This is a genomic window from Helicobacter trogontum, assembly GCF_000765905.2.
Taxonomy (GTDB): domain Bacteria; phylum Campylobacterota; class Campylobacteria; order Campylobacterales; family Helicobacteraceae; genus Helicobacter_A; species Helicobacter_A trogontum.
In genome coordinates this window covers 84,467-96,952 of the sequence record NZ_JRPL02000002.1, presented here as the reverse complement: position 1 = coordinate 96,952, position 12,486 = coordinate 84,467, and the positions used below count along the sequence as shown (strand labels likewise).

The window sequence follows — 12,486 nt, the reverse complement described above, 5'->3', positions numbered from 1 at the left end:
TCTTTTATTTAATGCATGTGCACCAGAAAGCAAATATAATGGTGGAAGCGGTGCGTTACGCAGTTATGAATCTACAGATGCCTACAATAGCAATACCATCAAATACAGACAAGACTACACACAGCCCACACAATCAAGCTTTGGCAGTGCCCTTGTTGCAAATGATCGAGATAATATTAGACAGACACCACAAAATAATAGATCAACACAACAATATATTGCAAATAAAAAAAATCCCAAAACCACACAATATACGCAAAAAAGTCAAGCTAATGTAACCTATGAGTCTCCTGTAAAAGGCGATGGGAGTTTTACTCCTACACAATCACTATTAGGTGGAATGCGAGAAAGTGAGGCTATACAAAGAGCCACTATGCGTCCTTATACCGTGCGTGGTAAAACCTATCGCCCACATCCTGTAAAAGTCGGTGATACATTTGATGGTATTGCAAGTTGGTATGGACCAGATTTTCATGCTAAAGCTACTTCTAATGGTGAAACTTACAATATGCATGCACATACAGCAGCTCACAAGACTTTCCCTATGAATACAATCGTTAAAGTATATAATAAAGACAATGGTAAAAGTACTGTAGTGAGAATCAATGATAGGGGACCATTTGTTGAGGGACGCATTATTGATTTATCAAATGTTGCAGCACATGATATTGCAATGGTTAGCAAAGGTATTGCAAACGTGCGGATTGAAGTAGTTGGTTTTGGTGGAGATTTAGTCAATAATACTCCGCCAAAAGATTCCACATCTCAAACAATATCGCAACAAGTCACACAAAAGCAGACAAAAAGCACTGTAGCTAACCCGCATACACAAAAAGAAGAACAGACTACACAGCAACCACAAAATACAATCTTAAAACCAAAAAAAGAGACGCAAGTAACACGCACAGAAGACACGCTAGGCAAAGATTCTGCGTCTATAAATCAATCAAACAATATACAAACCAAACAAACTCACAACAACACAAACATAGCATCTATACAAGATTCTAAAACACAAGATAAGATTTCACACAATACACTCACAAACAACCCAAATAGTAAGAGTAAAGCAGTAGATTCCACACCGCTTGTCATCAGTGAAGAAGAATTGCCAGATTTTGATGAAGAAACAAAGGATGAGACAAAAGAAATACAGACAAAAACACAACCAGAAAAACCAACAACACCAGAGCCTGCCACTTCAAACATTACACCAAAGTATATTGATAACACCGAATCTATAAAAGATATAGATGATGCTATGCAAAGACTTAAAGATTCTACAGAGAATCTTGCTAGAAATGCACGAAATGAACTAAAAGACCAAGTAAAAGAAGACGCACTCAACAAACAACAAGAAACAACAATGACTACTAAAATAGAAAACGTGGATTCTCAAAATCATAATGACAAAGATTCCAAGATGACAGATTCCAATCATGCTAAAAAAGGTAATTTTATGATCTCACTGAATGTATTTAGCGATGAAAATCGAGCTAAATCATTTAAAAATGACAATCTTAATATCATAAAAGATACGAATTATTCAATCGATATTGTGCTAACAGACAAGGGTTATCGCGTCGCCTTACGTGGGTTTGAGACTTATGATGAAGCAAAATCATTTATAGCAAGACATGATATAAAAGGCTATGTCACACAAGAGATTAAATAAATTTAAAGGGGATTTAGGTGAATAATGTTTTCTACAATATGCTGATTATATCTGGACCATCTGGAGCTGGGAAAAGCACGTTAACACAAGTTTTACAAGAGAATATAGCAAACTTTTATTTCTCCATCTCAACCACCACTCGAAGTCCAAGAGAACATGAACTGCATGGCAGAGAGTATTTTTTTACCACAAAAGAGGCTTTTAAGGAAGGTATTAAGAATGGTGAATTTCTAGAACACGAAGAAGTGCATGACAACTTTTATGGCACGAGTATAAAGCCAATAACACAGGCTATACAAGAGAAAAAGTTTATCCTCTTTGATGTCGATGTAAGAGGTCATAATAGCATTAAAAAACACTATCCACTTGCAAAATCTGTATTTATTGTGCCAAAAAATTTACAAGTTTTAGAAGAACGGCTTTGCAGCAGAGGAACTGACAGCAAGGAAACGATACAAAAGCGGCTTTCTAATGCAAAAGAAGAGTTAAAATATGCAAATGCGTTTGATTATTTGCTAATTAATGATAATATGACAAGCTCTAAACAAGCTATTTTACATATCGCTAAAAGTCTTATGTTTGTAAATCATGAGACAAAGATGCGGACTTTGTTGGCACAATATGCCTTGTGACAAATAAGTTTTTAGTTCAAGTGTGATGCAGAAGTTAAGAACATAGGAGGCACAAATGGAAAGTATGAGCATATGGTATTAGCTTGCAATATTGCTTGTGATTGTGTTGTTGTTAATTTCTTTGATCAAGATATGCAAAAAATAAATATCTAGGGAGGTATATAATGGGAAGCATGAGTATATGGCATTGGCTTGTAGTATTGCTTGTGATTGTGTTGTTGTTTGGTGCAAAAAAGATTCCAGAATTAGCAAAAGGTCTTGGTAGCGGCATTAAAACCTTTAAAAAAGAATTAGAGGACGATGATGACGAGAAAAAAGTAGAACAAACTGCTACCCAAGCACAGCAGCAGCAAAAGAATGAAAAGAAGCCAGAGGTGATTGAAGCACAAGTTATAGAATCTAACTCAAACATTCAACAAAAACAAACCGAGAAAATATAATGTATTATAAGGTAAAAGACTTTCTTGCACATGCTACAAACGCCTATTTATCATCAATAGGTCGCACAGACATTATCATACAGCAAACTCCTAGCAATATTTCAAACCAAAGAGGTGGCAACATCTCAAAACACGATTTAGGATCAGATAAGGCAGCTTGTGCGTCTAGTCCTAAGACAGATTCCAATGATATGCAAACAAAATCTGTATCTCTTGCAATCACATTAGAACATCCAAGAGATAAACGACATGGACACTTTGCGACCCCACTCTGCTTTACACTAACAAAAGTTTTACGCACAAACCCAAAGGTGTTAGCACAAAGTTTGCAAGACTTCTTTACGCAATATGACTTAGATTCCAACAAAGATAAGCCTTTTAATCGCATGTTTTCATCCATCCAAGCAGTAAATGGTTATCTGAATCTATCTCTTACGCCTAGTTTTCTTGAGTATATGCTAGAAGTAGCATTATCATCACCAAAAGATTTTGCAAAAGGGGAATGCAAAAATACGAAAGTTCTACTTGAGTATGTAAGTGCAAATCCAACAGGACCTTTACATATAGGACACGCTCGGGGTGCGATATTTGGAAGCGTGTTACAGCGAATTGGAAAACGACTAGGCTATGACATAAAAGGCGAGTACTATGTCAATGATGCAGGTAGCCAAATAGATATGTTAGCTCGCTCTGTATATAATAGCGTGGCAAGGATTCTAGAATTAGAAACTCTTGATGGTGAAGTTTATAGAGGGGATTATATTGATTCTGTAGCACAGGCAGCAATTCAGCATTTTGGCAAAGATTTTTTTTACACAGCAAGTAGACCAAACAAAAGTTCTCTAGGCAAAACCGACATTTTACAAGAAATTGGGATATATGCAAAAGACATGATGTTGGGAATAATCAAACAAAATCTTTCTTCACTCTCTATTGACTTTGATTATTTTGTAAGTGAGAAAGAATTATACGCACGATTTGATGATACTCTAAAAACATTGGATGCACATAATGCCCTTTTACACCAGGATGGAGCAATATGGCTACAATCAAGCCTTAAAGGTGATGAAAAAGATAGAGTCTTAGTGCGTGATAATGGTATGCCAACCTATATGGCAGGTGATATTATTTATCACAAAGACAAATTTGACAGAAACTATGATCATTATATTAATATTTGGGGTGCAGATCACCATGGTTATATAGCACGTATTAAGGCAAGTATTGATTTCTTAGGCTTTAATTCCAACAACTTAGAGGTATTACTTGCACAAATGGTAAGCCTTTTAAAAGATGGTCAACCCTATAAAATGAGCAAAAGAGCTGGGAACTTCATCCTCATTCAAGATGTAGTAAATGATATTGGTGCTGATAGTTTGAAGTTTGTTTTTTTAAGCAAGAGCCTTGATACTCATTTAGAATTTGATGTGCAAGATTTAAATAAAGAGGATTCCTCTAATCCCGTGTTTTATATCAATTATGCGAATGCTAGAATCCATACTTTATTAGAAAAATCTAGTGTATCTCTTGATGATATATATCAAGCCAATGTAGTGCATTTGTTATGCAATGAAGATGCTTTGGGGCAAGATAGTATGCAGCTTATATTGCAAAGTCTTGGGTTATTCCATGTACTGCATCAAAGTTATGAAGAGAGAGCATTACAAAAATTGTGTGAATATCTAAAAAATCTCGCAAAATCCCTGCATACATTCTATAATGCACACAGAATCTTACAAACTCAAAATGAAGCACAGATTCTAAAAATATTCCTACTTGTATCTCTAAGTCTTACGACAGGATTTAATATGCTAGGCATAGATATTAAGACCAAGATGTAAGACAAAATAATAGAAATAAATTTTAATTAGCTCAAAGTTACAATAATACGTGTGTTATTGTAATAAAAACTACTAAATCTATATCATTCCGTACTCTAAGGACACAACTATATTTCATTACTATTTTTAAACTTAAGATGACTTAATAAACCAAAATATTACCCTCTTTATGTCTAAAAATAACGTTTTTTAGTTATACTTTGGATTCCAAATATAATAGGCGAGGAATATATGAAAAGGATAAATGTTACTATCTTTGCTGTCTTAATCGCATTGCTTTTGGTTGCTTGTGCTGGGAAGTCTAGCGTGGATAACGACAGCGATAAAGAAGATGCAGTAGAAGAGATCGCTGCCTTACATGCGAATATGAATAAATTACATGGCATGACACCAGGTTATTATGCAAATATTGCCATAGCAGATGAAGAGTACGACAAGGCCTATGGACTCCATTATAAGGAGTGTAAGCTTGGATCAGTTATTGAATGTTTGAATGCCTATTATGTTGGAGAAGAAAGAGCATTAAGCAATTATGATAGTATAGATTTTGCAAAACAACTTACAGAGAGCATTGCAAAGAATGCAAAGGCGTGTAAAAAAGGTGAGAGTTTAGGTTGCGTAAATCTATTCTTTGCATTTGAGGCACTAGATGATAACAATGAATTTTTAAAGCAATTCATTGCTCCATCCTTAAAAAACCATAATGATGAAATAATTGTGGATAAAGCATTAAACCTTACAAAGAAAGAATGCGAAAAAGATGATGCAACCTCTTGCTTTTTTCACGCTCGTATGTTGCGCATAATAGATCATTACGCCGATGTTGATTATTTTGTAACAAAGGGGCTTGATCTAGGTTATGCTATCGCGCCTTTTGTAAGACTACCCATGCAATCACCTCAGACTATAGATTATTTTAAACGCTCTTGTGCATTGAATGAAGCTATGTCATGCCGTTATGTTGCATATTGGTTTGATAAATATGAAAATAATAAAAGTTTAGCAAAAAATTTCTATCAAAAATCATGTAAGTTAGGCTTACAAGTAGCTTGCGATGAGATGAATAAAGCCTCTAAAAATACGCAAGAGGTGGATGAAGTGGGTGCACCCATTATTAAACGCAGATAATGTTCGCACAGAAAATTTATATAGCTAGATTCTGCAGGTTATATTAAGAATCAATGCGATGATCTTAGCATTTTTATGACTTTTTAATGTATAAAAGATTTTGATAAATATGAAAGAATAGATTTATAACTAAAGATTCAAGGAAAGAAACTATGCATCATCATATGCCAATAGATATTGATATGAAACCACAAATTAACTATCCATGTATATGGCGTTATCGCGTTATAGGATTTAGCAAAGAGGTTGTATTGGAGGCAATTACAAAAGTATTTGATGGTAAGGCAGATATTGCCCCAATGGAGCATGTCTCAAGTCATGGCAAGTATGTTGCACTCAATTGTTCCATTGAAGTAAGAGATGATTCAGAAAGACTTGCTTATTTTGATGGCTTAACAAAGCAACATGGCATTATTATGGTTATTTAGGGCATTAGGATTCATATGATTGCAAAAATATTGGCTGGTTTATATCTGCTTCTTATTGGTGTTTGCATTGGCAGCATTATTGTTACAAATATCTCAGAATCTATTATTATGAGCATAGATGTGGTGTTTAGAAACAATGATTTCAGCACTACACTTATCACAAAATATGATCAAGGTATTATTCTAGCACCAATACTTCTACAGGTTGGGCATATCCTTATTGGATCTGCTATTTTCATACTATTTTATGAAACAATGAGTTATAGATTCCAAAAAAGCACCTTTTTTGTGTGGGCATGCAATATGCTAAATGCTATTCTTATGTTTTTGTTTGGTTTATTTTATGCACCAAATATTGCAAAGATTTTTAATGAAGAACCTAAAGTTATGGCAAGTCCAGATTCAGAATCTTTTATAAATCAAAGTGAGCTTATTTTAAATTTATTGCTTATTACATTATTGATTGCTTTTTTTGCACGCATTATCATCATATATAAAAGGGGTGTAACAGAGTTAAGGTTGACAAAGCAGCAAAATGATAAGCAGCCACAATAAAGCTAGTCGTAGTCAAAAGAGGCTCGTTCTATGAGTGATACACAATTTTACAAGAAACAATTTGTTGTCATACTTTTTGTCTTTATTGTTACAACACTTGCACTTCTTTCGTTTTCCTGGTATTACATGAAAAAAGACTCTAAAAGCAAACCAATTGATCCACTATCTCTAGATTTAAAAGATATGGAGCATTTAAAAATTAATGAAAAAGCACCAATCTCTATCCAGATGCATGTTGTAGAATCTGCAATAGACAATAAAATTCCTAAGGCTGCGGTCAAAATAGATTCAATAGATTCTAGCAAAAAAGATCATGCGGCTCTAATCGATACAAGTTTGATTATGCAAGATGCAAGAGAATCGAATGAAGCACAAGATTTTGCAATACAAAATGACAAACACCTCAACTCCACAAAAAATAGAGATAAAAGCCCAATATATATCAAAAATCCACAAAGATATTACAAAAAGCCAAAGGTTGTAATAATTATCGACGATCTAGCCACCAAGAAAGATATAAAACTCTTTGAATCTCTACACTTAAGATTAACACCATCACTCCTTCCAAAGCATTTTTTTAGCAAAGATAACCCAGACGTTGCAAAAACGCTTGATTTTTACATGATACATTTACCACTTGAAGCACATAACTTTGAACAACAAGGTGTTACCACTTTGCATGTAGGTGATAGCCCTCAAACAATAGAATCCTATATTACACAAATTAAGAAAGATTTTCCAAAATTAACCTACATTAATAATCATACAGGTAGTCGCTACACAGAAAGCATAAAAGACATGCAAGAGTTATTACAAGTGCTTACTCGACATGGTATTATTTTTGTAGATTCTCTAACAACTTCAAAAAGCGTTGTAGGGAAACTTTTGAAAAAACAAAATAAAATCCATCTTGCACGCAATGTATTCTTAGATAATGAAGTCAATACTTCTGCGATTAGAAAGCAACTTAACAAGGCTTTAAGAATAGCAGACAAACAGGGCTATGTCATAGCGATAGGACATCCAAAACAAGCAACCTATCAAGTCTTAAAAGAATACAAAGAGATACTTTTAAGGGATTATGAGATGCTTTATGTAAATGAGCTTGATTTGTTACTGCAACAACATGGAATAAGCGATACAAAAACTCCATTACCCCTATTAAAACAATAATATTTTCTTATTTCTATAGTATACTAGATTTTGTGATATCATGTAATATTGTTTAATTGAGATTAGTATCGATAAACAATTTTATGTAGGAGTATTGATGCTTGATTATAAGATTGTGGAACTTACATGCGGACTGGGCAACCAAATGTTTCAATATGCTTTTGCAAAAGCCTTGCAAAAGCCTTGCAAAAGCACCTCAAGATGCCAATTCTACTTGATAAGACTTGGTATGACACACAGGATAGGCACACACAATTTGGTCTAGATATTTTCAATATTGATTTAGAATATGCCACAGATGAACAAATAGAAAGAGCAAAGGCTAGAATTACAAATTTGCCAGGTTTTTTAAGAAAGATATTTGGGCTGAAAAAACATAATATTGCATATAGTCAGGCCTTTGATTACCATAATGAGTATCTTTTGCCAAATGATTTCACATATTTTAGTGGATTTTTTCAAAACTCAAAATACCTAGCAGACCTCAAACCTGAACTAAAGAGAGCTTTTTATTTTGATATTAATAGTTTCAGCGATTCTGGCAAACAACGATTAGAGAAGTTGTTGCAAGTGAAAAATAGTGTTTTTATTCATATTCGCAGAGGCGATTATTGCAAGTTGGGTTGGGAGCTCCATATGAACTATTACAAAAGGGCAATACAGTGCATTGTAAAACGTGTGCATGATCCAATGTTTTTTATTTTTGGTGCAACCGACATTGCCTTTATCGACCAATTTCAAAGAGATATGGGATTAAATAAAAATAATTCACTCAATCTAAGTGAAAAGACAATCACTCAAAATAATCAGCATGAGGATATGTTTCTCATGCGTTATTGTAAACATGCAATACTTGCGAACAGTTCATACAGTTTTTGGAGTGCATATTTAAGCGATGAAGTAAATAATATTGTCATAGCTCCGACACCCTGGCTTTTAGATAATGACAGTATTATTTGTACTGATTGGATAAAAATTTCTTCGAAATAAAGGAAAGTAATGAAATACTCTTTAATACGGTTTTTGCGAAATATTATTTATCTTGCAAGATATAATCTAAAGGACTTAAACAATAATTCATTAACATACATAAAACATAGATATAATTTTGCAGCCAAGATTCGCAATGAAATCAAAAATGACTTTGACATACTAAAGCCACCGCGAGTAAAAGGTGTCGTTGAAACAATGAAAGAGTTAGTAGGTACAAACAAAAGTATTATTCGTTTTGGGGATGGAGAATATATTATTATGGGGGGAATGGAATTCCATTTCAAGAATACAATGAAGAATTGGCCAATAAATTGTCAGAGATTATTTTATATAATCACAATGATTTGCTTATAGGGCTTAGCGGCGGACATTTTCATTCGCCCTCTCCAGATGCCAACAACATTGCAAAAGAATATGATTATTCTTGGGTAGTTGAAAATTATGAACTCATCATGAAGCATACGATACCATCAAAAGAATACGCATGTGGCGGCATTTCACAATTGTATGCTTGGAATTCAGATAACAATGATGATTTTAAGCAGCACTACGCAATGTTTAAACAGATATTTGCCAATAAGAAATTGGTGCTTGTTTGCGGTGACAAGGTCTTTTCAAACATAAAATTTAATATCCTAGAAGAAGCTCAGGTTGAATACATTTACGGTCCCACAAAGCACGCCTATAACAGTATCGATAGGCTAAGAAAAGAGCTTGGTGATAAGGTGAGCGGAGATGAGACATTACTATTTGCGCTTGGTCCAGCAGGAAAAGTACTTGCCTATGAGATGTTTCTAAAAGGTTTTAGAGTACTAGATATAGGGCACGCCATCAAAGATTATGATTCATACATGCGTGGGATTCATATGACCGATGAAGCAATAAAGGACTTCTTTGCCCCTGATGCATAATATAGAAGCAGCACCCCAATTATGTCGACTTATGTGCATGTAATTGCAATCTTCAATCCAATGCAGTCTAATTCGCCTGTAAAACCTGGCATGTTATATCCCTAATTTTCTTAAATCGTTATTTTATTGTTATAATATTGCCAAAGATAAAAGCATATATTAAGGTATATTATGAAAACTATAAATGTAGCAGTTATTGGCGTTGGTGTTGTGGGAAGTAGTGTTATTGAAATCTTGCAACAAAATAAAGACATCATACAGGCACGCACTGGAGCGTTGATTGTGCCAAAAATTGGTATCGCGCGCAATATTCATAATAAAAATGTCAGTATTCCATTAAGCACAAATATCGACGATGCACTAGAGGATCCTGAAATTGATATTGTTGTAGAACTTATGGGCGGCATAGACCTGCCTTACAAAATTGCTCTTAGAGCATTAGCCAACAAAAAGTCTTTTGTTACAGCAAATAAAGCTATGCTTGCATATCATAGGCATGAGTTAGAATCAAAAATGTCTGGATCTTCCATTGGTTTTGAGGCGAGTGTATGCGGTGGTATACCTATTATCAAGGCTTTACGTGATGGTTTATGTGCAAATCATATTTTAAGCATTCGCGGCATTATGAATGGTACAAGCAATTACATCTTAACACAAATGAGTAACAATAATACAGATTTTACTACCGCTTTAAAACAAGCACAAAAGCTAGGCTACGCAGAGGCTGATCCTACGCTTGATATTAATGGTAGTGATAGTGCACATAAGCTTTTGATACTTGCCTCACTTGCCTATGGCATACATGCAAAAATTGAGGACATCATCGTTGAGGGCATTGAGAATATTAGCCTTGAAGATATCCGTTTTGCATATGAACATGACTACAGCATAAAGTTATTAGGCATTGCCAAAAAACAGGACAATGCGCTTGAATTACGCGTACATCTGTGCATGATTCCAAAAGATTCTATGCTTGCAAAAACAGATGGCGCAATGAATGCTATTAGTGTCATAGGTGATAAAGTTGGTGAGAGTGTATATTATGGTGCTGGTGCTGGTGGAAATGAGACAGCAAGCTCGGTTGTAAGCGATATTATAGAAATTGTGCGTAGTAAAACCGCACCTATGTTAGGTTATGTCGCAGATTTTCAGCATGGTTTAGAGCAAAATATGGTGCTTTTACCAAAGGATAAAATTATAAGTCGTTACTATGTTCGTTTGCAAGTTGATGATAAGCCAGGCGTATTGGCACATATTGCAAATATATTAGCAGCACATAATATCTCTATACAATCACTTATTCAAAGAAAACCAAAAGATCTTGATACACATTCTGCACTGCTTTTACTTGCCACACACATGTGTGCTGAAGTGCAAATAAAAAAAGCTTTAGAATCATTAGAGAAGCTTAAAGAAGTTAGTAAAAAGCCCTATATGATAAGAATTGAATCGTTATGATATTATGCTACGCATCTGCTTATTATTCTTATTTCTTCTCTTTTTAGATGGCTGCGATGGCAATGCAGGAGATTCAGATGAAACATTTAAGCAACATAGTGCTTTCAATCAAGATAATTTAGCATATGATAGTGAAGCGCCAAATTCCAATACAACCATAGTGTTAAAAGAGATTCCAAAAGAAGTAGGCGATTACACAAAGCTTTATAATGCCTATTTGCAACGACAAATTAAAGGTAAAGAAGGCTCTATAAAAGAAGCAAAAATTATAGATAAAACCTTTGTAAAGCTGCGAGACACATATAAATATGATGATAATGTTATGCAGATTCTAAAATCTTTTTCGTGCATACTTCCAGACTGCAGCGCACTAAAGATAAAAGATGTATATTTTTATCCAAATATGCAAATACAAGAAGCATTCTATACGATCATTATGGATAAAAAGACTGAGATCTTTACATATTTTGATATTATAAAGGACTACGATTATGTGCTCAAAGACATGCTTACAACAAGCATCGATTTGCAAGCTCAATACAACAAAGTAACTCCATTTCAAACGTTAAAATTTACATGGAATAATACACAATCTTTAGAAATTACACTAACTCCTAAAGAAGAAATATGTAAGCCCTATATTTACACATACCGAACAATCTTTATACAAGATTCTAATGGCGTGAAAGTAAAACCGCAAGAAGAACGATTAAGTGCATTTTCATATCCCAATGATCTAGTTGAATTTGTTGCAAAAAGTTGTGCTTGTGCGAGATTTCATGGCTATATCCCAAACCTTACACAAGCAGAAAGGAAGGTGGCAAGAAATATTCTACCATTGGATCAAAAATTTTGCGATAATCTCTCAGAAGAGCGAAAAACATTATGGGATAAATATATGCATGATTCACGAGCAATCAAAATCTTACAACATGAGCAAAAACTATATCCTTAAAAATCTTATTCACAATACAGCAAGAATATATAAAAATCAGAACTTATCACAACTTATGAAATACCTAAATTAAATTCTAAACCTTGAATAGGTGGAGTTAGCATGTGCATGATGCAATCACTAGATTCTAGATTTAGCAGAATTGTTGAACATATAATCTAACATCTATTCAAGTTAAACTCCTTTGATCCCAACTAGATATACCAAGATATATAAAATACAAGTTTTAATGTTTTTCAAGAATAAAACTCATTGGAAAATCATACCAATCTAAGCTCTAAAGATATATGTAAACCT

The 12,486-nt window shown here is 34.1% G+C and carries 13 protein-coding genes; all 13 read left to right on the top strand.

The annotated features are described in order from the left end of the window. Positions 1-217 precede the first annotated feature (217 nt). On the top strand, positions 218-1,675 hold the full coding sequence (locus LS81_RS12295; RefSeq protein ID WP_411710167.1) for a septal ring lytic transglycosylase RlpA family protein: 1,458 nt from the start codon (positions 218-220) through the stop codon (positions 1,673-1,675). A 17-nt stretch (positions 1,676-1,692) separates the two neighbouring features. Next, positions 1,693-2,307 (top strand): guanylate kinase, encoded by a 615-nt coding sequence (gmk, locus tag LS81_RS01440; protein WP_034344962.1) that lies wholly within the window; start codon positions 1,693-1,695, stop codon positions 2,305-2,307. A 164-nt stretch (positions 2,308-2,471) separates the two neighbouring features. Next, on the top strand, positions 2,472-2,747 hold the full coding sequence (gene tatA / locus LS81_RS01435; RefSeq protein ID WP_162846239.1) for a Sec-independent protein translocase subunit TatA: 276 nt from the start codon (positions 2,472-2,474) through the stop codon (positions 2,745-2,747). Positions 2,748-2,938: 191 nt separating this feature from the next. After that, entirely contained in the window at positions 2,939-4,588 is a 1,650-nt protein-coding gene (gene argS, locus LS81_RS01430) for an arginine--tRNA ligase (RefSeq protein WP_034346994.1), read from the top strand. 231 nt (positions 4,589-4,819) lie between these two features. Continuing rightward, positions 4,820-5,716 (top strand): hypothetical protein, encoded by an 897-nt coding sequence (locus tag LS81_RS01425; protein ID WP_034318023.1) that lies wholly within the window; start codon positions 4,820-4,822, stop codon positions 5,714-5,716. Between the two features lie 164 nt (positions 5,717-5,880). After that, on the top strand, positions 5,881-6,144 hold the full coding sequence (locus LS81_RS01420) for an HP0495 family protein (protein ID WP_237022186.1): 264 nt from the start codon (positions 5,881-5,883) through the stop codon (positions 6,142-6,144). 15 nt (positions 6,145-6,159) lie between these two features. Next, positions 6,160-6,699: a hypothetical protein gene (locus tag LS81_RS01415; RefSeq protein ID WP_034318018.1), complete on the top strand. Its 540-nt coding sequence runs from the start codon at positions 6,160-6,162 to the stop codon at positions 6,697-6,699. A 30-nt stretch (positions 6,700-6,729) separates the two neighbouring features. After that, positions 6,730-7,872: a divergent polysaccharide deacetylase family protein gene (locus LS81_RS01410; RefSeq protein WP_034344967.1), complete on the top strand. Its 1,143-nt coding sequence runs from the start codon at positions 6,730-6,732 to the stop codon at positions 7,870-7,872. Positions 7,873-7,998: 126 nt separating this feature from the next. Next, entirely contained in the window at positions 7,999-8,862 is an 864-nt protein-coding gene (locus LS81_RS01405; RefSeq protein ID WP_233715861.1) for an alpha-1,2-fucosyltransferase, read from the top strand. A 9-nt stretch (positions 8,863-8,871) separates the two neighbouring features. After that, positions 8,872-9,219 carry a hypothetical protein gene (locus LS81_RS01400; protein ID WP_034344968.1) on the top strand — a complete coding sequence of 116 codons (348 nt, stop codon included), beginning with the start codon at positions 8,872-8,874 and terminating at the stop codon, positions 9,217-9,219. Further along, complete coding sequence (locus LS81_RS01395; protein WP_034344971.1) at positions 9,177-9,776, top strand: GT-D fold domain-containing glycosyltransferase; 600 nt, start codon at positions 9,177-9,179, stop codon at positions 9,774-9,776. The genes LS81_RS01400 and LS81_RS01395 overlap by 43 nt, the downstream gene beginning before the upstream one ends. Positions 9,777-9,947: 171 nt before the next feature. Next, positions 9,948-11,234 (top strand): homoserine dehydrogenase, encoded by a 1,287-nt coding sequence (locus tag LS81_RS01390; protein WP_034344973.1) that lies wholly within the window; start codon positions 9,948-9,950, stop codon positions 11,232-11,234. After that, positions 11,221-12,189, top strand: a complete 969-nt coding sequence (locus LS81_RS01385; RefSeq protein WP_233715862.1) for a hypothetical protein — start codon at positions 11,221-11,223, stop codon at positions 12,187-12,189. The genes LS81_RS01390 and LS81_RS01385 overlap by 14 nt, the downstream gene beginning before the upstream one ends. The last annotated feature ends 297 nt before the right edge of the window (positions 12,190-12,486 follow it).